Genomic DNA, 24,892 nt, shown 5'->3' on the forward strand with positions numbered 1-24,892 from the left:
GGGAGGTAATCCTATTGAAACAACTTTTGATCGTGGACGATGAACCACTGGCCATTCGAAGCGTTGTCAATTCCATCGATTGGAAGAGCATCGGTATCACCAAGGTGTTCACCGCAAATAGTGCGAATCAAGCGAAGGATATTTATGTAGAGCACGTCATTGATGTCATGCTCTGCGACATTGAGATGCCGCACGAGAACGGCATCGAACTGCTGTCATGGGTTCGGGAGCATTCGCCGACTACCGAGTCGATCTTCCTGACCTGCCATGCCGATTTCTCTTTTGCAAAGAAAGCGATTCAGCTGGGGAGCCTAGATTATCTCCTCAAGCCGATTCCACCTGAAGAATTGGAGGCATCTATACGTAAGGCTGTTCAGCAAATAACGGAGGTGCATGAACTCCAGCAGCAGAGTCAATCGTGGGTAAAGCATCACCCACTGTTTATTGAAAGATTCTGGTCTGACATTCTTACGCGAACCATCCCTTCCACTTCTTCTGCAATCAAATCTGCGGCAGTGGAGAGAAATATCTACATACCGGAGGATATGCAAGTGCTTCCGGTACTAATCCAAGTACGTCGTTGGCATAAGCCACTCAGTCACCGTGACGAGAAAATCATGGAATTCGCACTAATGAATGCATTCAGAGAGACGGTTGGAGGCTGCGGCAATAATGTGGGAACCGTTCCTGTAGAGCAGGGGCAATTGATTGCCATTCTTTCGGAGGTGAAGGCGGACAATGCGTCCATCAAAAAAGCTATGGAGTCGTATATCGCGGCATGCCGTAAATTCTTCTATTGCGACATGACCTGTTATATTGGAATTTCTGCTCCTTTACATGAACTTCCAGAGATCAAAAAGCGTCTGTCCGAATTAGTGAAGGATAATATTGCATCCGATAACCAGGTCTTACTTCTGCAGGATAACGCTTCTGCCCAGAGAGAACTGCAACTTCCTGATATGAAAGTCTGGCAGTTCATGATTCAGGAAGGCCTTCAGAAAAAGCTTCTTCGCGAGGTTGATGAATATCTGGAGAGATTAAAGTCTACGTCCGGGTTGTCGGCTCGGGCATTGCATCGGTTCGTACAGAATTTTCTACAGATTGTCTATTCCATCCTCCATGATAAGGGCATTCAGGCTCATGAACTGTTCCAGGATGCTACCTCCATTGAATTGTCGGAACGCGCTATCGATAGTGTGACTGATCTGAAGGAATGGACCCATCATCTGATTGGTAAAGCACTAGGCTATGTAGCGGAGCTAGAAGACGGAGGTTCCATAGTCAACAAAGTCAAAGCATACATTTCGAAAAATTTGGAACAGGAGCTGAATCGGGAAAGTATCGCGAGCCAATTCTTCCTCCATCCTGACTATATTAACCGTATTTTCAAGAAAGAGACTGGTCTATCCATGACGGAGTTTCTGCTTAAAGAAAGGATGTTTCTAGCCACGGAGCTGCTGGTGAAAACGGAGCTACCCGTGACCACGGTTGCAGCCAACATCGGATATACGAATCTATCCCACTTTGCCAAAATATTCCGTAACCATATGGGCATGAATCCAAATGAATACCGCAAGATGAGAAAGGACAACGAAGATAGGTAAGTCGAAAAAGTGTTGTCCATTAGTCGAAGTTCGAGCGGTCTACCGGATGTAAGCGCTGTATGATGAGATCAGATACAATACTAATTGTTTATGGGGGTATGGTAAATGAGTAAACGAAGAAAATTGGCGGGGATTGTTCTTGCTGCGACTACCCTAATGGTATCCGCTTGCGGCTCCAACAATGCTGCTGACGACAAGAACTCCGGCACTACGGCGTCCAATTCGCCTGCAACACAAGCAGCTTCCGAAAAAGCATATGAAGTTGTGATGGGTTTTCCGATGCTGGGTAATGTACCTAAAGACATCGGAGAAGTAGAGGCGGCTATTAACAAGATCACCGTACCGAAAATAAACGTGACCGTGAAGCTCATGGCTATCCCGTTCGGTCAGTGGAGTCAGCAAGCCAACTTGACACTGGCCAGCAACGAAAAGCTTGATTTGATGTTGACAGACTTCGCAAGCTACAGCGCTTCTGTGGCCAAGAAGCAATTTCTGGATATGAATGATCTTTTAGATCAATACGGAGGCGGAATCAAAGCATCCCTAGGTGATAAGCTGAATGCTGCTAAAATTAACGGAAAGGTTTACGCAACGCCGGCTAACGGATTTACCGAAGGTGGTACAGCGGTTGTAATGCGCAAAGATATGGTGGATAAGTTAGGAATCGACCTTAGTAAGGTCAAAACGACCAATGATTTGGATCGAGTCTTCCAAACTGTGAAAGAGAAAGCTCCAGACATCGTTCCATTGGCCTCTTCCAACAATCCAGATGGCATGCCGATGACAGCGCTGATCGATTCGCTGGAATATGACTCACTAACCGATGGTTTGGGGGTTCTGATGACTGGTGACAGCACGATGAAAGTTGTCAATCTTTATGAAACGACGCCATATAAGGACGCACTCAAAAAAATACGCGAATGGTATAATGCTGGTTATTTGCCGAAGGACGCCGCAACGACTAAAACGTTACCGAACGATATGCTGAGATCGGGAAAGGCATTTTCCTCCATTACGGGGGATGGTCCAACTGCGGAGGACAAGGAAACGACAAATTCGGGAACACCAATGGTCAAGGTCTCCCTTCAGAAGCCTATGTTCACAACTCAGAATGTGCTGGGCTTAATGTGGGCCATTCCGGCGAACAATTCCAAAAATCCGAAGAAAGCAATGGAGTTCCTGAACCTGACCTATTCGGATAAAGATATTATTAATTTGATCAACTACGGCGTTGAAGGCAAGCATTACACGAAGAAAAGCGACAATGTCATCGCGCCTGTGTCTGGTGATAACGGATACGTGGTGCGCCAAAGCTTCATGTTCGGTGATCCGCATCTGACCTATCTGCTGGAAGGCGAAAGTACGAAAGGCAGGGATGATGAGAAGGCTTTTGGGGCAGGAATGGTAAAATCTAAGGCCCTGGGCTTCATCCCGAACATGGAATCCCTCAAGTCGGAGGTTTCTGCAGTTAAAAACGTAATTACGCAATATAAAGTGGCGCTAGAAACCGGAAGTGTAGATCCGGACAATACGCTTCCGCAATTCAACCAGAAGCTAAAAGCAGCCGGACTGGATAAAATCATTGCCGAGAAGCAGAAGCAACTCGACGCATGGGTAGCTGCGAACCCGAAATAATCCAAAAAGTGAACTGACTCCATGGAGTCAGTTCTTTTTTCGTTCATCCAACCAGAACGAGTCGAAAATATGTTGTTACCAAGTCGAACACGCGGTAGTGAGGGACGCCGTTAAATTTTATGATAGGGATAGATCAAGCGATCAGACTACAGACTACAGACTACGTACATCCCGAAAGGAGTTCCATTATGACGACCAAATCTCTCACATCGCCTGTGGGCGACGAGCCGCATGCAGCGCGCAGAACGCGTAGAACACGCAGAAGCATAAGGCCTTATCTCCCGATTCTGGCCATGATGATGCCAGGCATGATTTATCTGCTGATCAATAACTATTTGCCCATGTTCGGCCTAATGATTGCTTTCAAAAATATCGACTACTCCAAAGGTATTCTGGGCAGTGACTGGAATGGACTGACCAACTTTAAGTTCCTGTTCCAAACGTCAGACGCTTACATCATTACACGTAACACCCTGCTGTATAACGGTGTCTTTATCATTCTTGGCATGATCTTCTCTGTATGCCTCGCCATTCTGTTAAATGAAGTTAAGAACCGGTTCATGTCCAGACTATATCAGAGTATTGTACTGCTGCCATTTCTGATATCCATGGTCATTGTAAGTTATCTAGTGTTCGCTTTCTTGGGCGATACGCAAGGCTACATTAACAAGACGCTGCTACCGATGCTTGGATTGGATACGATCTCCTTCTATCAGGACCCGAAATATTGGCCTCTTATCCTAACTCTCGTGAACATATGGAAGACCGTAGGCTACAGCTGTATCATTTATTTGGCAACTATCATAGGAATCGACCCGGAATATTATGAAGCGGCAACCTTAGATGGGGCTAACAAATGGCAGCAGATCCGAACCATCACTCTACCGTTACTCACACCCATAATTATCATCATGACGCTAATGGCGGTAGGAAGGATTTTCTATTCCGATTTCGGTTTGTTCTACCAGGTGCCCATGAATTCGGGAATGCTTTATGACACCACGAACGTCATCGACACTTATGTATTCAGAGGATTGCTGCAGAGCAACGATATTGCCATGTCATCCGCAGCTGGATTCTATCAATCGGTGGTCGGACTTATCTTGGTAGTTCTGGCCAACTATGCAGTCCGTAAATTCAGCAAAGACAACGCCCTATTCTAAGACGAGGTGAATCCCGTGAATAATGATAAAAAATTAGGGCAGTGGATTTCCCATATCGCTCTGACACTTTTCTGCATCTTGTGTCTCATTCCCTTTCTCCTCCTGATCATGGCGTCCTTTACATCTGAGGACACCATTCTGAAGGCAGGCTATTCCTTCTTTCCAAGATACTTTAGTCTTGACGCGTATCGTTATCTGTCAGGCAATCTGGCTTTGATCGGCCGGGCATACGGCATCACAGTCTTTGTCACGGTAATCGGAACAACTGTAAGCTTGTTCATGACAGCTATGCTCGGGTATGCGTTGTCTAAGAAAGACATGCCTGGTCATAAGGTTTTCTCCTTCATCGTCTTTTTTACCTTGCTTTTCAACGGGGGATTAGTGCCGACCTACCTGATTTACACCCAGGTCTTCATGATCAAAAATACAATTTGGGCATTAATCGTACCCGGTCTGCTCATGAACGGATTCAATGTCTTGCTCGCCCGTTCCTACTTCATCATGACGGTTCCGTCTCCTGTTCTGGAGTCTGCGAAGATAGACGGGGCGGGGGAATACCGAACCTTTTTCCAGATCGTACTGCCGCTCTCCTTACCTATAATGGCGACAATCGGCTTAACTGTAGGAATTTTCTACTGGAACGACTGGAACAACGGCTTAATTTACATCACAAATCCGAAGTTATACAGCATTCAGAACCTGTTAAACCAGATTATGCAAAACATCGATGCGCTTAAAAATTCCAACACTGCTTACGGATCTGCCAGAATTTTGGATCTTCCTGGTGAAACGGTACGTATGGCAATCGCTGTTATCGGCATTATTCCGATTCTGGTTGCGTATCCGTTCTTCCAGCGCTACTTCGTTAAGGGAATCGCTGTTGGAGCCGTGAAAGGTTAATTATAAGAGCTAAGGAGGAAATATATGTTGAAGTTTCCGGAACGATTCCTGTGGGGTTCGGCCACATCGGCGCATCAGGTGGAGGGCAACAATATCAATTCTGATGTGTGGTCGGAAGAATATGCGGAAGGCTCTCCTTACGCGGACAAATCGGGTGATGGCGTGGATCATTACCGCCAATATCGCACGGATATTGCCTTGATGGCCAAGTTAGGATTGAAGGCGTACCGGTTTAGTATCGAATGGGCGCGGATAGAACCGGAGAAGGGCTTCTTCTCCCGATCCGAACTGGAGCATTACCGGGATGTGCTGAATGCTTGCTACGAATACGGTATTACTCCCATGGTCACTATGCATCACTTCACCTCGCCCCGCTGGCTAATGCGGGACGGAGGCTGGTCCAATCCGGAGGTGTCGGACCTGTTCGCACGTTATTGCGAGTATGTGTTTCAGGAGTTGGGAGATCTCATCCCTTACGCCCTTACTATGAATGAAGTTAACCTTCCCATTATGCTTCGAGAGATGTTCATTAACTTCGATTTCATGCCTCCGATCGGTATCGACGCCAAGTCATGGACAGCTCCCGGCTGGCGGGAATCGGCGGCGCGAACATGCGGCACTGATATCAAGCACTACTTTACGTTCCACATGGCCTCCGATGAAGAGTCACTGCAGCATGTGAAGGATTCACATGTGAAGGCGCGTGAGGCCATACGGCGGTGCAGCCGTTCGACCAAAGTCGGATTGTCACTGGCGCTGCCAGATGTGCAGGCGGTTGTGGGAGGAGAGGAGAAGGCGGAGAAGGTCTGGCATTCTTACTTCCGCCAGTTTCTCCCGATTCTTCAGGAAGATGATTATTTGGGGATTCAGAATTATACTCGGGAGCGCTATGGACCGGATGGGCAGATGAAGCCGCCGGAGGGGGCCGAGCTGACCTCCATGGGTTCGGAATATTATCCGGAGGGACTGGAAGGCGCCGTCCGTAAGGCAGCAATCGATTGGAAACGACCGATCATCATTACGGAGCATGGGATCGCCACGGAGGATGATATGCAGAGGAGCCGCTATATCCGAAGGGGATTGGAAGGTCTTCATGCCGCTATTTCGGACGGCATCTCGGTAGAGGGTTACTTGTACTGGTCGACCTTTGATAACTTTGAATGGATCTTCGGTTATTCCAGCCGCTTTGGCATCATCGGCGTAGATCGAACAACCATGGAACGGAATGTAAAAATGAGCGGCAAATTAATGGGTGAAATCGCACAAGCGAACGGTTTATGATCGAAAAAGGAGACCTGAACGATGAAAATTACACAGATGAAAACGAACAGAATAGAGAATCCGTTGGGGTTTGATCTAGGGAAACCGAGATTGTCTTATACGGTAACCGATACAACGGCGACCAAGCAAGCTGCTGCTCAAATACAAGTGTTTTTGGATGAAAACGGCGAACAGCTCGCATTCGACACGGGCCGAAGCGAACAGATCGACAGCCTCGCCTTTGAGTTGCCCATCCTGCTGAGGCCGAGAACTCGCTATTATTGGCGCGTAACGGTATGGGCGGATAATGGCGAAGCGGCGACCAGCGAAATGGTATGGTTTGAAACAGGGAAGTTGGAGGAGAAATGGGAAGCGACATGGATCACGCCGGAGTTGGAGCGAGACATTCATCCCATCCTGTCCAAGACTTTCTCCCTTTCCAGTGAGGTGAAGAGCGCCCGGGCTTATGTATGCGGTTTGGGTTTGTATGAGATGCAACTTAACGGTCGGAAGGCTGGAAATGAGTACTTGACCCCAAATTTCAATGCCTATGATAAGTGGCTTCAGGTTCAAACCTATGATCTTACGGATTTGATCCAACAAGGCCCCAATCTGGTGGAGTTAACCTTGGGCAACGGTTTGTATAAGGGACGGTTTGGCTTTGATGGAGGAGAGAGCAATTTCTATGGCGATCGTTACGCGGCGCTATGTGAGATCGTGATCACCCATTTGGATGGAACAATTACTTCTATTCGAACTGACGAAACTTGGCAATCCCGTCAGAGTTCCATTATGGCCAGCAGTTTGTATGACGGAGAAGTTTTCGATGCAACGTTCGAGGACACGTCCCGGAATGGGGTAACCGTGGCGGATATTGGATATGACAAGTTGAAGTCTCGGCTAAGTCTGCCAGTGGTCATCCAAGAGCGATTAAAGCCAGTGGAAGTGATTGAAACACCGACAGGCGAAACGGTATTGGATCTCGGTCAAAATATGGTCGGCTGGATTGAATTCATGAATCGCGCACCTAAAGGTACGGAGATTGTGCTGCAATATGGGGAGCTGCTGCAAGAGGGGAATTTCTACCGGGACAACTTGGGTACCGCGTTGGCTGAATACCGTTATATTTCGGACGGAGCCGTAAGAATGGTGAGACCGCACTTTACGTATTATGGCTTCCGTTACGTTAAAGTTTCTGGCTGGTGCGGAGAGCTGAATACAGAGGATTTCACAGGCTGCGTACTTTATTCCGACATGGAGGTTACCGGTAATATCGAAACCAGTAATCCCTTAGTGAACCGATTGTTTCAGAATGCGATGTGGGGACAGAAAGGGAACTTCCTTGACGTACCAACTGACTGTCCGCAGCGAGACGAGCGGATGGGCTGGACAGGGGACGCCCAAGTATTTGCAGGCACAGCCTCTTTCAATATGGATACGTATGCGTTCTTTAGTAAATACGGCTATGATCTTTGGCAAGAACAGGGAGCAGCTGATGGACAGGTACCAATGGTGGTGCCCGCCTTCAATCTGAAAGGTGGTGGCTCCAGCGCTTGGGGAGACGCCGCAACCATTATTCCATGGACGGTTTACCTGCACTATGGAGATAAGGCGATCCTTGAGCAGCAGTTCGACAGCATGAAGGCATGGGTGGATTATATCAAGAGAGCAGACGACGAGTCTGGATCCAGACGTCTGTGGACGGTGGGCTTCCATTTTGGCGATTGGTTGGCTTTGGACGGAGAAGATCCGAACATGCCATCTGGCGGTACGGATACCGCGTTTATCGCCTCCGCTTATTACTGTTATTCTTCCGGGCTTGTTGCCAAGGCTGCTAGGGCACTCGGTAACGATGAATTGGCGAAGGAGTACGATGCGCTGTCTAATCAAGTGAGGGAAGCCATTCGGATGGAGTATTTCACACCGACCGGAAGGCTTGCACTGAGTAACCAGACTGCGCTCGTCCTTGCGCTCTTCATGGACCTGACACCAGAGTGTGACAAGATCCGGGTATCGAAGGATCTGAGGGATCGGCTGAAGAAGGACAATAACCATCTCAAGACCGGCTTTGTCGGCACCCCGTATCTGTGCAGAGTGCTGTCCGATTCTGGCAATCATGACCTGGCCTACACATTGCTTCTAAACAAGGATTATCCAAGCTGGCTGTATGCGGTTGAACTCGGCGCCACGACCATCTGGGAACGGTGGAATTCCGTCCTGCAGGACGGGCAGATTAGCGGCTCACATATGAATTCGTTGAACCACTACGCATATGGTTCTATTTTGGAGTGGATGTACCGGCATATGGTGGGAATTAACCCGATAGAGGAAAAGCCGGGCTTTAAGCATGTTCGGTTGGCACCGCAGCCCGATTGTCGCTTGGAGTTCGTCAAAGCGAGCTTGAACTCGGCCGCGGGACGGTATGAAAGCGAGTGGAGGCTGAAGGAAGACGGAGGACTTTGGTTTCGCTTTACGATTCCTTTCGATGCGACGGCAACGGTTGAATTACCGGATGCGTTAATAGAAAATGTAGCTGCAAACGGCAAGTCTTTGAAGGATTCGCCCCTACACTCAGAGCAGGAGGGGACGGAGGTACATGTACGACTTACAAGCGGTGCCTATGAATTCGAGTACACGCCGAGTGTAGATTATATTAAGCGATGCAGTATTAATATGCCCTTAAATGATTTGCTGAAGCAAGATGAGGCTCGTGCAGTTGTTACGAACGTGTATCCTCACCTTGCCGATATTTCACCTGGTTTAGGAATAAAGTCTATGCCAGAGCTGATTCACATGCCCTTCCTTAAATTGACAGCCGAGGCGATCGAAGCAATGGAGCCGCAGCTGCAGCAGATTAAGTTAAGTGTCTAATAAAGAAAGCTAATCATATTTTTCATCAGGAAAATCGATGTCAATAGGAGTGTTGTCAATGGAATTCGTGTTTCCGAAAGACTTTATTTTTGGATCGGCCACAGCAGCCTATCAGGTTGAGGGTAATAACGTAAACAGTGATTTCTGGGCTGAGGAACAGGCAGAAGGGTCTCCGTATGCAGATAAATCAGGGGATGCCATCGATCATTATCGTCTTTATAGAGAAGACATCGCTTTAATGGCAAGCTTGGGACTCAAGGCTTACCGGTTCTCCATCGAATGGGCAAGAGTAGAGCCTGCTCCGGGACAATACTCCAATTCAGCGATCGCGCATTATCGAGACGTGCTTAAAACTTGTTACGAGTATGATATGATCCCTGTGGTGGCTATGCATCACTTCTCATCGCCTCAATGGATAATGAGATTGGGTGGATGGGCTAGCCCAGAAATCCCACAATTGTTCTCCCAGTATTGCGAGTTTGTGTTCCGGGAATTGGGATCGTTGATTCCGTATGCGTTAACGTTTAATGAAATCAATTTGCCCACCATGCTGCGCGAAATTTTCTCCAAGATTGGAATCGTACCACCGGTCGGGATTGATGCTGCGGCCTGGACAGCGCCTAAATGGAGAGAGTCAGCTGCCATGTTGTGCGGAGCGGAGCCTAATCAATACGTGACTTTCCATATGATTTCGGACGAGGTGACGATCGGACTACTTAAGGAAACACACCGCATGGCAAGGGAAACGATTAAGCGTCTTTCGCCTAATACCAAGGTAGGCCTATCGATGGCCTTGTCCGATGTGCAGTCAATTCCTGGCGGAGAAGGCATCGCCGAAGCGAAATGGCAGCTCTATTTCGGTCAATTCGTGTCCATGGTGGAAGAAGACGATTTCTTCGGCCTTCAGAATTATACGAGAGAGGTCTACGGACCTGAGGGTCAAGTCAGACCTGCCGAAAGCGCCGAGTTGACACAGATGAAATACGAATATTACCCGGAAGCATTGGGGCAGGTTGTACGCAAAGTTGCACGAACGCTGTCGCTCCCTATCTTTGTAACAGAGCACGGGGTGGCGACGGATGACGACGACAGGCGCGTCGAGTTTATACGCAAGGGTTTACAAGGGTTACATTCCTGTATCGAAGAAGGGATCGATGTGAGAGGGTATTTGCACTGGTCGACCTTTGACAACTTCGAATGGAACTCCGGTTACGCCATGAAATTCGGACTGATCGCAGTAGATAGGAATACGCAGGAACGGAAAGTGAAAGAAAGCGCACAATATCTGGGACGTATTGCTCAAACGAATTCGCTGATTTAAAAATAATAATATACTAGGTATGGATTATAGAAGTGTGTGTGCCGTGCATACTAGTACGTTAACCTATGGGGAACTATATCTAATTAACCTTCAAGTCAAGGTGACATGGAATGACTCCATCTAACTAGTGGATGATTAAACGGTTATTGATTAAAGTAGGATTTATTAAAGAATAAATGAGTGGTAAAAAAGGGGCGCCGAAGCTAGTTAGTTCGGCGATCCCCTTAATTTTTACTCTGTGTTTAACGTAAATGACAGATAATTATACAAAAGTCTCAAGTGTTCACTATGGAACTTAACGTGAAACATCTTCATGAGACAGAAGAAATTACTAATTGCTTAATAAATCGGTAATTCCGAGAAGAAAGATCCGGAATTAATTCATTTTTTATTAAATAATTACGTTGCTTCGTGTTCACAACCTCAAAAAATTCGACAATACAGGAGAAGATCTAGAAGATTTAATTTCGATAGGGACGATCGGCCTGATCAAAGCTATCGAATCCTTCTCCCCAAACAAAGGGACAAAGCTGGCGACTTTTGCTGCACGTTGTATCGAGAATGAGATTCTGATGCATCTGCGCTCCTTAAAGAAAACGCGGAAAGATGTGTCCTTGCATGATCCCATTGGAACGGACAAAGAGGGAAACGAAATTACGCTCATCGACATTCTCGGCAGCGAGGCGGATGATGTGGTGGATGCGGTGCAGCTGAAGATCGAGAAGTCGAAAATTTACAGAAATCTGGAAATTCTGGACGATCGAGAGAAGGAAGTTGTTGTTGGCCGATTCGGATTGGAGCTTGGTGGCGAAGAGCGGACGCAGCGGGAGATCGCGAAGGAGCTGGGGATTTCGCGTTCGTATGTGTCGCGGATTGAGAAGCGGGCGCTCATGAAGCTCTATCATGAGTTTTATAAGGCGAAGCGGTAAGGTCGACGAGTTGATGAATCGCAGACTTCATTTATTTGGCATCGAATAGTGGGGGGCGAAGAAAATGACAGCCTTAATCCAAATTGAGAATGTTAGTAAATTTTACTATATGGGTGGAGAAACCATTCGGGCGTTGGATGACATTTCGCTGGATATCGCGCAGGGCGAATTTGTCGCAATTATGGGACCATCGGGTTCTGGCAAGTCCACGTTGATGAACATCATCGGTTGTTTAGATGTATCGGACGAAGGCTTGTATGTCCTAGATGGGAAGCAGATACACTCCCTCAAGGATTCACAGCTGGCCGAGATTCGGAATCGGAAGATCGGATTTGTTTTTCAGAGCTTTAACTTGTTGCCGAGATTAAGTGCATATGAGAACGTGGAGCTTCCGCTGATCTATCGTGGAATGACGAGGAAGCAGAGAGAACCGCTTGTTTTGCAAGCGTTGGAAGCGGTGGATTTGTTAGATCGAAGGAAGCACTTTCCTTCGGAACTGTCTGGAGGACAACAGCAACGTGTTGCGATTGCGCGAACATTAGCGGGTGATCCTCCAATTATTTTGGCGGATGAACCAACGGGGGCACTGGACTCGAAGACCGGTGTGGAGATCATGGATATATTCAGACGGTTGAATGAGCAGGGCAGGACGATTATTGTGATTACGCATGACCGACAGGTTGCGGAGCAGGCGAAGCGGATTGTAAGGTTTCGGGATGGGAAATTAGTGCAATAAATTGTGATGGAGTGTATAGTAAACTGAATGTTAGCCTTACGATAATTCGTAGGGCTTTTTGATGTGAAATGATGCGAGATAAAGCTATTTATTCGGGATAATACATAATCCAGAAAAATCAATCTACAGGAACCTAAACGCAGAACTAAAAACAGATGCTGCTGACGCATGGCACTTAGCTGAGATGTACTACCGTGGTGATGTTAAGCCTCATCGTAAAGGAGACGAGAAGCTTGGTTGTGGTGCAAAGCTCTAATTCATGATAACGTAATTGATGTTGAAGTCATGGGATGGAGCAACTTGCTTTGGAAACGAAATTGGATATATTTATATGGAAGCAATATGAATCTGCAATCATTTTACTAACGGTGAGATGGTATTTGAAATATAGTTTAAGTTATCGAGATATAGTTGAAATGATGAGTGATCGAGGATTAAGGATTTCCCATACGACGATCATGAGATGAGTGCATGAATTTGGACCCGAAATTGACAAACGAATCCGCCCTTTTTTGAAGCCTACAAACGACTCGTGGAGGACTGACGAAACCTACATCAAAGTTAAAGGTCAGTGGAAGTATTTATACAGAGCCGTTGATTCTATGGGAAAAACCATTGATTTTATGTTATCTGAAAATCGGGATATGCAGGCAGCTAAGCGCTTCTTTACAAAGGCGTTGTCCTCTCCACATACTCAAATCCCACGTGTAATCACCTTGGATAAAAATCCAGCCTATCCACCTGCCATACAAGAATTAATAAATGAGAAATCCTTAGCAAAAGAAACCTTGATTAGACAGACAAAGTATCTAAACAACATTGTGGAGCAAGATCACCGGTTCATAAAGAAAATCACAAAACCAAATCTCGGTTTCAAATCGTTTCTTACAGCGGATCAGACGTTAAAGGGAATTGAGGCTACACATATGATAAGGAAAGGGCAGGCCGATGATAATTCGACTGTCCTCACTGCTGTTGAATGGCTAAATAAGATATCTTGTTTAGTGGCATAGACAAAGTATAGTTTGTCGGGTAACTGCAAACTTTTTTAAATCCTTGCACCAGAACCCATTTTCATTCATGGTGGTGGCCGTCAGGCCATGTTAGTTTGAGACAGCAGCTTTTATTTTGACGTTATTTAGGAAAGACTAAGTAACAGCTAATCGTTTAATTCCGATAAAACGGACAGGATACTCTCCTGATTCATACCCAGCCCTTTTAGAATGAGCACAATGATGTCTTTCGTTGCTCCAATGTATTTGTTCGAACCGTCTAACTCAAGGTTTGGAAATATGATGCCTGAATGGGTTGAAAACATGATGGTACCTATAATAAATAAAAATGCTTGATTCAAATCAGTAAAGCAAAAAACACCGTTATTTTTACCGTCTTTTAGAAATTGGAGAATTCTTTGCAAAAGTGGAGATACGATTGCTAGTAAATGACTTTTCCTTTGACTATTCATAACAATTTCTTGATGAAAAATCTTTGATACTTCAGGATCTTCTTTATGGAACTTAATGATATCATTTAAAATATACGATATTCCGAGCTCTGGTCTATAGTGTGAAATATCGCTAGAAATTAGCCGAATAGCAGGAAAATCAGGACCAAAAAGCGAGAAAAATAGATTTTCTTTTCCTCCAAAATAGTATGACACGGATGCCACATTGACATTCGCTTTCACACAAATTTCTCTAAGACTCGTCCCCTCATAACCATTTTCAGCAAATAGTTGTTTAGCGACAGTTATGATTTGATTTTTTATATTTTCATCTGTCATGATAACACCTCTAAAGTTATTTCTTAATAAGCCCTAATAGAATCATGTCAGATACCTTCTCTTTGATCTTATCGACTGGAACATGTTCTTTTAATTTTAGAATGAGATGGGGATTAATCATGTTGATAATGAGCAATTCCAGCAGTTTCGGATCGCCTTCTCTAAATATTCCTTCCTCTTGGCCTTGTATAATAATATCTAATACGCTGCCCTCTAGAGCGGTTAATAGGGAGGCCCTCATTTCATCGCCCAACTCACCTAAGGTAGCCAAATGAAGCCCCAAACTATGAATTTTACCATATTGTAAGTGAGAATCTGAGAAAATTTCGAATAGATACCGGATTTTTTGATCTGCAGGCATATCCGTTTTGACGACCTGTATTTGTTTTTCTTTAATTTTTTGGAAAATGTCGGTGACTACTGCAGCTGCTAACACGGTTTTGTTGGAAAATCGCCGATGAACAGTCCCTACGCCTACGCCTGCTTCATTAGCAATTTCTTCGATTGTGGCGTCATAGCCTTTCTCAGCAAAAATTTTATAAGCGGCTGTAAGAACTTTTAGTGTATTTTGATTGGCATCTTTACGATTGCTTGGCGTAGATAAATCCGAACCCTTCATTGTTTTCATCCTCCATCTCCCTAATAGTTCAGATTTGGTTATAACCGGAATGTAAATTCCTTTTATATTATACAGCAATAGGAGTTGGGTGTATAATGTAAATCCCCACAGACCAATTGGCATGTAGGGATTTTTTTTATTCGTATATTCACCTTAGTTCAAGTGATTACTTCGTTAGCTTGTGAGACTTCACAGTGACTGATAAAAGAGACAGCACTACGACGATTGCGGTTGAGATGCCAAGTGTAGTCAGTGGTGATACTATATTATTCTCAGGACCAAAGTATAATATACCGCGGAAAAGTTCCGATCCAAAACGTAAGGGGATCCAGGAATATTTCTTGGTTAACGCCCAAATAATGGAAGTTGGGAGCTCGTGATGTATGAACAATAAACCAAAATAGTTTTCTCAAAGATGAATTTGATAAGTATCTAATAAAACATTGGGATAAAGGTTACTTGAAATTATTGAATAATGAAAAAACTAAGGTTTCTGGTACGATTAAGTTGACTTAGCCTGTTTGCGATATTCAGCTGGCGTAATCCCGGTGATCTCCTTGAAGACTTTTCCGAAGTGACTGGAATTAATATACCCGCTTTGAATGGCTATACTAGAGACACGTTCCTCACTTGATTGAAGTAAATTCTTGGCGTGATCTATACGCAGATTGGTCACGTAATCCCAGAAGGTTACATGCAATTGATCCTTAAATAGATTGCAGAAATGATATTTGTTGATATCCAAATGGTCGGCTATTTTCTGCAGATTAATGTCTGTCGTATAATAGCGTTTACAAAATTCTACTGCTTTATCAATTAAGGCACCTTGGTGATCCGTTGTGTTTTTTGTAATAGTAAGATCTTGAATAGTAGTAGAATGCTGCAGTGCATCCTCATAGGCTTCAGATAATTGCTGAGGCGGGTATTTGTTCTGGCTGGAACCCACCTGAAAAGGTTTATGGATATAATTCATCAGGATTCGAATACAGCCTTGAATGAGATGAGTATCCGTTTCCTTAGGAGCATGAATCAAAATGATTTCGTTAAGCTTGCGGAAAAAACTGATTCCTTGATAACCGGAATAGAGCAAATGGCTGTTAATTTCCTCAATTATACTAATTTTAATGACTTCCTCGATTTCCTCTGCTTTTAAATTTGACCCTCCTAGCTGAAAGACACTGACCATACAAAATTCCCAACGACTTTCTGTCATTTCTAAGAATTCATTTAAGCCATTTGAATCCAGTTTACCTACAAGCAGCTTTTTCAGGGCGTTCTCTTCGAACAGAGGGATGGCTTTGGACAGGATGCTCTTATACCCGTTCTCAGCTTCAATCTCTTTGGTGACACGAAATACTTCCTTGATGAGTTCGCTTTGGATATAGGGCTTAAGCAAATAGCCGGATGCACCGAGCTTAAGTGCTTGGCGCGCATATTCAAATTCACCGTAGGCGGTTAGCAGGATAACTTTGATTGGCAGCTCTGCATTACGTACTTTATCCAAGAGCTCCAGACCATCCAAGTTCGGCATCCGGATGTCAGAGATGATGAAGTCGGGTACTCGATTCTGGATGATCTCCCAAGCTTTAAGTCCATTCGTCGCTTCCCCTAATATTTCAATTGTGGGAAAATGGGTTTCTAGAATCTTGCGAAGCGCTTGTGTCGTCAGTGGTTCGTCATCAATTAATAATGTCGTTAGCATTCTGTACACCTCCCAATGACTTAGGTTTAGGAATAATCAGGGTGATTGTCGTTCCTTGTCCCCATTCACTCTCGATCTTTAATTTGGATTGAGATGAGAACCTCAATGCCATACGATTTGCAATACTCATTAATCCTATTCTGCTGGTATTAGCTGCGGTAGAGGAAAGCTCTTCATTGATTATGCTTAACCTTTGCTCTGTTATCCCAATCCCGTTATCCGTAACCACAATGCGGATATGATCAGTGTCATTCTCAATAAGGAGGTTGATGATCCATATCCCATCTTTGCTTTCCAAGCCATGATAGATGGAATTTTCTATGATAGGCTGAAGAATAAACTTATTAATAGGGTATTCCAGTACACTGTCATCGGCTTGGATAACGGATTGCAGACGTCCATCATAACGGATGTTCTGTATGCGCAAATAATTTTCAACAGAGCGTATTTCATCTTTAATTTTAACCATTTCGTTCATCTGGTATAACGAATAATGCAGCATTTCTCTAAGGGAATGCGTAACCAGCTCGATATCTTGATTCCTGCCAAGTATGGACAATGACGAGATAGACTGCAGTGTATTGTAAAGGAAATGAGGATTCATCTTGGCCTGTAAAGCGCTGTACTCGGCTTCCTTCTGGAGAAGCTGTTGTTTAATAGAATCAGTAATTAGCTCCTTCATCTTATCAAGCATATTGTTAATGCCTCTATTAAGGACCATAATTTCCTCGTATTCGGTTTGACGATCAATCCGGATGTCCAACTTACCTGTACCGACTTCCTTCATAAATGTAACCAATTTTAAGATGGGCTGTGTCGCACGAATGGTGATGACGGAAGCAAGGAAAATCGTAATGACAATCATGATAGTCAGAAGAAACAAGGTTGTATCGCGAATAACAGACAGTTTCTTGTTGAATTGGGTGAAGGGAAGCATACTTACGGTTTTCCAGCCGGTTACCGAGGAGGTTGAAAAGGCGATAAGCATATTTGTTCCGTTCACCATACGGGTCCAATATCCCGAAGTATCTTGAAATAAGCTTTCCATATCTGATTCAGTAAGGATCAGAGAGGGGTCTGATTGGTAAATCACTTGTTTTCCGTCATCTACAACAAAAGATTGTATGCCAAGCTGTGTTTGGATAGATTCAAAAATGTTCTTGAGCTTATTAATGTTGTAATCGAAAACAGCAACACCATATAGATTAGGATTGGATGGATCATAGGAATCCTTAATGTTAGCTGCAATCGTGATTACGTTATTAAGATCGGACGTACTTCTATAGTTATCATAGTAATCAGGCTTATGAGCCCCGTAGAATTTGATCTGCAAGGCATATTCGGTGTTCTTAAAATCGAGCCACACTTTCTTTAAAAAAGGGGAATCAAATTTAATAGACTGGGCGCTGTTAATATATTGCATGCGATGGTCGTAATTGTAAATAAAGTAACCGCGTATATCGGATTTCTCCGAGAAGATATTATTCAACAGAATGGAAATTCGCGCACGGTCTTGTTGAGACTCATACTTTCCGCCTTCTGTAATAGAGTCTTCAAGAATGGTTATTAAATTCTGATCGATGGCTAGAAAGTGGAGAGAATCCTTGATTTCATGTAAATACAGATCCAGACTCTGATTTACTTGGTTCGTAATCGATGTGGTGCTTTTGATCATTTCTTTTTTCGTAAAGCTAGAGAAGGTTTGATAGCTGATAATACCGAGTAGGCTGAGAGAAACACATATTAATAGGGCGAAATAGAGGATGATACTTGACTTGAATGATTTAAATTTCATGAACCCACCATCTCGAAATCGATCCCTTCTAGAAATTCTCAGTCCTGCTTTTGTGATAATCTCAGAGTGTTCGTTTTTCTTTCAAACAATTATAGTGCTTAAAACATTGAATAACAATATATCTTGGAATGTTCCCAATATTTGAACATTAACCAAATATTTGAACATAAAATTCAATTTCTATGGTGTATTAAGGTGAAGTAAGCGTTTCCCAAGATTAGAACAGGGTCAAAAGATTTGACTATTTTCAAATAATTGAACATCACCTAACATAAGGGAAGCGATTACAACGAGAGAAAGGAGATGTGGAAATGAAAATTAGCAACAGCATTGTAAGGGAGTTGTGGACTAACAGAGCCTATTATCTGATGGCGCTCCCAGGCCTCTTGATCTTATTTGCTTTCTCTTACTTGCCTTACCCGGGGATCATTATCGCCTTTAAAAATTTCAATCCGATGAAGGGGATTTTTGGAAGTCCGTGGATCGGGTTGGATAACTTCAAATTTTTTCTATCCAATGGTGACTTTCTGCGAATTACATTTAATACGTTCTGGATCAATTTCAATCAAATTTTATGGGGAACGATTCTCGCTGTAGTCTTCGCAGTTCTACTGAATGAAATAAAGAATAATGGAATGAAGAAATGGTTCCAGAGCATCCTGTTTTTACCGTATTTCTTCTCCTTCGTCATTGTTGGGAAATTAGTCTTATTAATTTTCAAAAATGAACACGGGCTTGCGAACGAGTTGATTGAAATGTTCCATGGGGTGTCGATTGATTGGTATACCTCGCCTCAATATTGGGTGAAAATCATTACTTCGGCAAGTATATGGAAAAATGTGGGATACTCGGTTATTATTTATCTCGCTGTTATTACATCCATTGATGAAGAGATGATGGAAGCGGCCTCTCTAGACGGTGCTTCTCGGGTACAAAAGATTCAGTACATTTTGCTGCCAAACTTGGTGCCTACTATTATAATTTTGACACTGCTGTCCATAGGGAGAATATTCTTCGGGGATTTTGCACTCATCTATGCAATTGTAGAGAACAATGGGCTGTTGTTTTCAACGACGGATGTGATCGACACCTATATCTACCGCGCTTTAATCAATGGCGGACAGGAATACGGCATGATCACTGCAATTGGAATTTGCCAATCCATCCTTGGCTTCCTTGTAGTCGTAGGCAGCAATTGGGCAGTAAAACGCTATGATAAGGACTATTCCTTATTTTAAACAGCAAGAGAGGTGACTGCATTGAAGAAGAACAAGTTTGGCTGGCTGGATATTTTCATTTATTTGGTATTCATTATCTTTTCTCTGGTTACTCTGGTCCCATTCATCTTAGCGATAATGGTCTCAATATCGGATGAACGCTCTATCGTTCTGAATGGGTACAAATTCATCCCTGATTTATTTTCATTAGATGCGTATAAGATTATCTTCCAAGACAGCATTGTGACGAATGCCTATAAAATCACCATCATCGTAACAATTGTAGGTACATTCATCTCATTAATCTTATCATCGCTGCTCGGCTATATGATGTCCGTGCAAAAAGTGAAATATCGCAACATCATTGCCCTGATCATCTTTATTCCCATTGTATTCAGCGCAGGACTCGTTCCTTGGTACATTGTAGTCACTAATTACCTTCATTTGAAAAATACGATTTGGGCCCTTATTCTGCCGATTGCGATAAATCCGTTCAATATTTTTCTGCTTAGGAATTATTACAAATCGATTTCACCTGCGCTTTCAGAATCAGCAGAAATCGATGGAGCCGGCCCTTGGTTTATTTTCTATAAAATTATTACTCCGTTGTCTATGCCGATATTAGCCACTGTAGGTCTGTTCTCTTCCTTAAGTTATTGGAATGATTTCACGATGTCCCTGTGGTTAATTGATGATCGGAAGCTGTTCTCCGTTCAGTTCTTATTATATCGTATTAATTCGATGATTGCTTATATGAGTCAGCATTCGAATGTTGCATCTGCTCGGATGCCTTCAGAAACGATCGTCTTCGCGATGTTCTTAATTACGATTGGACCGATTATTCTCGTCTATCCGTATGTGCAGAAATATTTTGTCAAAGGTATTATGGTCGGCTCAATCAAGGGTTGATTCCGGAATATCGGGCAATATATATATCATTAGAAAAAGGGAGCGAATAACATGATGAAAAGTAAGCGCTTTATGGGAAGCATATTTGCAACTGTTTTAGTATCATCGCTATTAGTTGGTTGCAGCACGTCAAACAATGCGAATACGCCTTCTGATTCTCCTAAAAAGTCGGAAGCGCAGGGTGCAACGAGCACTGGAACCACAGTACCTGGGGGAGAAGTTACACTAAATATCTTATTCCCGGGAGATCCGCCTAAGGATCTGGAAGCCGTTAATGCAGCTATTGCAAAGAAGCTTAAAGCAGACGGCTTAAACATGAAGCTGAACTATACTTTTGTACCGTGGGAATCATACACGAACAAACAAAGTCTAGTTGTGGCAGCAGGAGAAAATTATGACTTAACTTGGACTCACATTTCTAATTTATCACAAGGTGTAAGCAAGAATGTGTTAATGCCTCTTGATGACCTTCTCCAAAGCAGCGGTCCCGGGTTACTTAAAGATATTTCGGATTTTGTATGGAAAGCAGTTAAGGTTGGCGGAAAAACCTATGCAATTCCACGTGTTGTTCCTGTTGCACAAAGCAATGATACTTTCCAAATTCGCGGTGACTTGCGTAAAAAGTACGGCTTACCGGAAATTAAAAGCTCGGCTGATTTCGAGAAGTATCTGGAAGCAGTTAAGACCAATGATCCGACGATCACTCCACTAGCAGGGGGAGCGGGAGGACTAGTCAGAGACATAGCACCAAGTTATTTTGCCAATGGAGATTTTACTGGAAGCTTCTTCTATATTGACGTGAATGAAACACCTCTTAAAGTAAAAAATCTATATGCCTCAAAAGCTTATGAGCAGTATGTAAATAAAACAAGAGAATTGTACAAAAAAGGCTATCTGCCGAGTGACCCTAATATGTTCAAAGACATAAACGGAGATTTTGCTAAAGGTAGAATGGCTGCGATGCCTTCTAATATCCTGCGTCCCACTGAAGTAATTGATGCCCTAAAAACTAATCTTCCTAGTGCTGAGCTTGAATTTGTACAGTTTGCATCGGATAAACCCAAATATATCTACACTAGTGCAGATAATCTGTTGTCGGTATTATCATCAAGCAAACATCCGAAAGAAGCAGTAGCGTTCGTCAATTGGTTACACACCAGTCAGGAAAACTATGATTTATTCTCCTTGGGTGTTAAAGATGTAAACTTCAAGGCCAACGGAAATAGTGCTTCCTATGAGGGGATCTCACCCGATAAACAATATTTCCCGATAAGCTGGGCCTGGACAGATTTGAGGTATAACAAATTCAGTAAATACATCACTCCAGCTCAACTTGATGTCATTAAAACCTGGGATAATGGCGCAGTACAAACGCCACTTATAGGATTCTCTATTAACACTGAGCCAGTAAAAGCAGAATTGGCTAAGGTCACAGCAATTGCATCTGAGTATTCAACACAAGGTCCACTTATGAATGGGATCGTTGATTTCTCAACTGTAAAAGATAAATTCCTAAGCCGTTTAAATGATGCGGGAATCGATAAGGTTCTTGCAGAATACCAGAAGCAATTAGATGCTTTCTTAGCACAAAAGAAGTAACTACATGGGCAATCCAGATTCAAGTCCACTCTAATTAAAAAGCGACTAAGGCCAATCGATTCGAATCGGTTGGCCTTACTTACACATGACGAGTTCATATTGAGAGGAGTTAAACGATGAGTACAAAGAGAACAGCGCATATCATTTCCCATACACACTGGGATCGGGAATGGTATTTGCCATATGAAAAGCATCATGTTCGTCTCATAAAGCTTGTGGATACGCTGCTGGATAAACTGGATCAAGATCAGAATTATCGCAGCTTCTTTTTGGACGGACAAACGATCATTCTTGAGGACTATCTTGGGGTTAGACCTGATCAAAAGGACAGATTGGCCAAATTTATTCAAGACGGCCGTATTTTGATTGGTCCTTGGTATATCCTGCAGGATGCATTTTTGACCAGCGGCGAGGCCAACGTGAGAAATATGCAGATCGGACATCAAGATGCGAATCGATTTGGCCCCGTGTCGAAAATAGGCTATTTTCCCGATACGTTCGGTCTGGTAGGTCAGACGCCGCAATTGATGCAGCAGTCCGGGATTACGAATGTGTTGTTCGGCCGTGGCGTTAAACCGACAGGTTTTAATAATACCGTGTCTGACGGTGATTACGAATCTTCCTTCTCGGAGCTGATCTGGGAAGGACCCGATGGTTCCCAAGTACTCGGTATTCTGTTTGCCAACTGGTATAACAATGGATGGGAAATTCCTGTTGATCGCGAAGAAGCGAAGGCATATTGGGAGCAGAAGCTGGCGGATGTGGAGAAATACGCATCGATGGACGAACTGCTCTTTATGAATGGCTGCGACCATCAGCCCATTCAGTTAGAATTGCCCGAAGCGATTCAAGTCGCGCGCGAGCTTTATCCGGAAACAACCTTTATTCATTCAAATTTTAATGATTACTTGCAGGCTGTTCGGCGTTCCCTGAAGCATGAGCTATCTATTGTAAAAGGAGAGCTTCGCAGTCAACGTACAGACGGCTGGAATACACTCGTGAACACCGCTTCTGCCCGCGTATATTTGAAGCAGATGAATCAGCTAGGACAAGTAATGCTCGAAAAAGTAGCCGAACCTCTGGCTGCTTTAGCGCATGTCCTTCAAGTTGGGGATAAATATCCGCATCATCTGTTCACGTATGCCTGGAAAACACTGATGCAAAACCATCCGCATGACAGCATATGTGGCTGTTCTATAGATGATGTGCACCGGGAAATGGTGACGCGCTTCGATAAAAGCCGACATGTGGCGGAAGCGATCGTAGATGAGAGCAAACGAGCCATTGCTGAAGCTGTCGATACGTCGGGCTTTGCCAGAACGGGAGACAACGCCCTGCCCGTCATTGTTATGAATACATCCGGTTGGGAGCGAACCGGTGTCGTGAGTATTGAGCTGGATGCTTTACGTTTATATTTCCGTGACGGATATACGCAAGAGGAAGCCAGCGATATTGTGAAAGCGGCTGATCTTTCAGGCATGATGCTTGTGGATGAAAATGGGAGTGCCATTCCATGCACGTCCCAAGATCTCGGACTCCAATTCGGTTACGATCTGCCGGAGGATAAGTTCCGTCAGCCGTATATGTGCCGCAAGGTGAAGCTTACCTTTGAAGCGGAGAATGTTCCTGCATTGGGGCTGAAGGCTTATGCTTGGGTTAAAAGTGAAGCTGAAATGCCTGCTTCCTCGATCCTAGTGGGAGACCGCGTGCTTGAGAATGATGCGGTTAAGATTGAAATCGCCGATAACGGTTCATTCAACTTGACAGACAAGATAAATGGCCGTATCTACCGGGAGCTAGGCATGTATGAGAATACAGGGGATATCGGCAACGAATATATATATAAACAGCCTGCTGGCGAAACGCCGCGAACTACCAATGGGGTGGTTGCACAAATCCGGGTGTTACAAGATACACCGTACCAGGCTTCTATTGAAATTGTACACGACTGGGAAATTCCTGCGTCGGCTGACGAAGTGCTCGAAGAAGAGCAGCGCGCTTTGATTCATTTTCAACACCGGAAAGCACAGCGCTCGGAACGCATGGTACCGATGCAGATTCGTACGGTTGTAAGTCTGAGCCGCAGCGGTAAAGGGGTAGAGATCTCCGCTACCTTTAACAACCAGGCCAAAGACCATCGTTTGCGGATGTTGTTCCCAACCGATCTGAACACGCAAGTTCACCGCGTCGATTCCATGTTTGAAATCCCTCAAAGGGACATTTTGCCGGCAGCCAAATGGGAAAATCCAAGCAATACACAGCATCAGCAGGCATTCGTTGACATCAACCAGGCAGGAGCAGGTCTTGTTGTGGCCAATTTAGGTTTGAATGAATACGAAGTTCTGCGCGATGGTCGCAATACAATTGCAGTTACACTGCTTCGAGCGGTTGGCGAGCTTGGTGACTGGGGCTTATTCCCTACGCCTGAAGCGCAATGTCAGGGCGAACATACCGTCCGTATAGCCATAATTCCACATAACGGAGACGGTGTACAGTCGGGCGCCTATGCGAAAGCTTATCAGTTCCAAATTCCGTGGACTTCATGCCAAACAGACATTCACCAAGGAAGGATGGCACCAACGTTTGCGCCATTCCAGTGGGAAGGCAATAAGATGGCCTTCTCCTCGATGAAAATAAATGAAGGAACTGACGATCTGCTGCTTCGTTGGTACAACATGGACTTCCAAAAGGCTGAATTGAAACTTAGTTCCAATCTGCCATACTATTATTTTTATAAAAGTTCAATTATGGAAGATTATGGGCATCGCATTGAATCTGACACGGACGGTCAAATGACTCTACCGATTGGTTCTTGTGAAATTGTGACGATCGGGATGAATCGTTAATTC

The 24,892-nt window shown here is 44.2% G+C and carries 17 protein-coding genes and 1 pseudogene; 14 read left to right on the top strand and 4 right to left on the bottom strand.

Annotation, left to right across the window (positions count from 1 at the left end):
* The first annotated feature begins 14 nt into the window (after positions 1–14).
* The 10 genes and pseudogenes from AC58P7_RS22905 (at position 15) to AC58P7_RS22950 (ending at position 13,432) form a co-directional block, all read left to right on the top strand.
* Positions 15–1,604 carry a response regulator transcription factor gene (locus AC58P7_RS22905; RefSeq protein WP_497346986.1) on the top strand — a complete coding sequence of 530 codons (1,590 nt, stop codon included), beginning with the start codon at positions 15–17 and terminating at the stop codon, positions 1,602–1,604.
* 105 nt (positions 1,605–1,709) lie between these two features.
* Positions 1,710–3,239, top strand: coding sequence for an ABC transporter substrate-binding protein (locus AC58P7_RS22910; protein ID WP_497346988.1), 1,530 nt, complete (start codon positions 1,710–1,712; stop codon positions 3,237–3,239).
* Positions 3,240–3,532: 293 nt separating this feature from the next.
* Positions 3,533–4,402: an ABC transporter permease gene (locus tag AC58P7_RS22915; RefSeq protein ID WP_497347097.1), complete on the top strand. Its 870-nt coding sequence runs from the start codon at positions 3,533–3,535 to the stop codon at positions 4,400–4,402.
* Between the two features lie 15 nt (positions 4,403–4,417).
* Complete coding sequence (locus AC58P7_RS22920) at positions 4,418–5,302, top strand: carbohydrate ABC transporter permease (RefSeq protein ID WP_497346990.1); 885 nt, start codon at positions 4,418–4,420, stop codon at positions 5,300–5,302.
* Between the two features lie 24 nt (positions 5,303–5,326).
* Positions 5,327–6,583, top strand: coding sequence for a glycoside hydrolase family 1 protein (locus AC58P7_RS22925; RefSeq protein ID WP_497346992.1), 1,257 nt, complete (start codon positions 5,327–5,329; stop codon positions 6,581–6,583).
* 21 nt (positions 6,584–6,604) lie between these two features.
* A complete protein-coding gene (locus tag AC58P7_RS22930) occupies positions 6,605–9,433 on the top strand; it encodes an alpha-L-rhamnosidase (protein WP_497346994.1) in 2,829 nt (942 codons plus the stop codon).
* A gap of 58 nt (positions 9,434–9,491) precedes the next feature.
* Positions 9,492–10,754 (top strand): glycoside hydrolase family 1 protein, encoded by a 1,263-nt coding sequence (locus AC58P7_RS22935; protein ID WP_497346996.1) that lies wholly within the window; start codon positions 9,492–9,494, stop codon positions 10,752–10,754.
* A gap of 395 nt (positions 10,755–11,149) precedes the next feature.
* Entirely contained in the window at positions 11,150–11,683 is a 534-nt protein-coding gene (gene sigK / locus AC58P7_RS22940) for an RNA polymerase sporulation sigma factor SigK (RefSeq protein ID WP_497347099.1), read from the top strand.
* Positions 11,684–11,747: 64 nt separating this feature from the next.
* On the top strand, positions 11,748–12,419 hold the full coding sequence (locus AC58P7_RS22945; protein ID WP_497346998.1) for an ABC transporter ATP-binding protein: 672 nt from the start codon (positions 11,748–11,750) through the stop codon (positions 12,417–12,419).
* 290 nt (positions 12,420–12,709) lie between these two features.
* Positions 12,710–13,432, top strand: a pseudogene (locus tag AC58P7_RS22950) (IS6 family transposase).
* 146 nt (positions 13,433–13,578) lie between these two features.
* Here the strand turns inward: AC58P7_RS22950 and AC58P7_RS22955 are convergent.
* From AC58P7_RS22955 to AC58P7_RS22970, 4 genes are all read right to left on the bottom strand, one after another.
* Positions 13,579–14,202: a TetR/AcrR family transcriptional regulator gene (locus AC58P7_RS22955; RefSeq protein WP_497347000.1), complete on the bottom strand. Its 624-nt coding sequence runs from the start codon at positions 14,200–14,202 to the stop codon at positions 13,579–13,581.
* A gap of 16 nt (positions 14,203–14,218) precedes the next feature.
* Positions 14,219–14,830 carry a TetR/AcrR family transcriptional regulator gene (locus AC58P7_RS22960; protein WP_497347002.1) on the bottom strand — a complete coding sequence of 204 codons (612 nt, stop codon included), beginning with the start codon at positions 14,828–14,830 and terminating at the stop codon, positions 14,219–14,221.
* A 493-nt stretch (positions 14,831–15,323) separates the two neighbouring features.
* The gene (locus AC58P7_RS22965) at positions 15,324–16,523 is read right to left on the bottom strand and encodes a response regulator transcription factor (RefSeq protein WP_497347004.1); all 1,200 of its coding nucleotides are present in this window, start codon (positions 16,521–16,523) and stop codon (positions 15,324–15,326) included.
* Positions 16,501–18,318 (bottom strand): cache domain-containing sensor histidine kinase, encoded by a 1,818-nt coding sequence (locus tag AC58P7_RS22970; RefSeq protein ID WP_497347006.1) that lies wholly within the window; start codon positions 18,316–18,318, stop codon positions 16,501–16,503. The genes AC58P7_RS22965 and AC58P7_RS22970 overlap by 23 nt, the downstream gene beginning before the upstream one ends.
* Before the next feature lie 311 nt (positions 18,319–18,629).
* Between AC58P7_RS22970 and AC58P7_RS22975 the strand changes: the two genes are divergently transcribed.
* The 4 genes from AC58P7_RS22975 (at position 18,630) to AC58P7_RS22990 (ending at position 24,889) form a co-directional block, all read left to right on the top strand.
* Positions 18,630–19,556, top strand: coding sequence for an ABC transporter permease (locus AC58P7_RS22975; RefSeq protein ID WP_497347008.1), 927 nt, complete (start codon positions 18,630–18,632; stop codon positions 19,554–19,556).
* Between the two features lie 21 nt (positions 19,557–19,577).
* Positions 19,578–20,444 carry a carbohydrate ABC transporter permease gene (locus AC58P7_RS22980; RefSeq protein ID WP_497347010.1) on the top strand — a complete coding sequence of 289 codons (867 nt, stop codon included), beginning with the start codon at positions 19,578–19,580 and terminating at the stop codon, positions 20,442–20,444.
* A gap of 51 nt (positions 20,445–20,495) precedes the next feature.
* Positions 20,496–22,043, top strand: a complete 1,548-nt coding sequence (locus tag AC58P7_RS22985) for an extracellular solute-binding protein (RefSeq protein ID WP_497347012.1) — start codon at positions 20,496–20,498, stop codon at positions 22,041–22,043.
* 116 nt (positions 22,044–22,159) lie between these two features.
* Positions 22,160–24,889, top strand: coding sequence for an alpha-mannosidase (locus tag AC58P7_RS22990; protein ID WP_497347014.1), 2,730 nt, complete (start codon positions 22,160–22,162; stop codon positions 24,887–24,889).
* Positions 24,890–24,892: the final 3 nt, after the last annotated feature.

This window comes from Paenibacillus sp. J22FR5, from assembly GCF_059691975.1.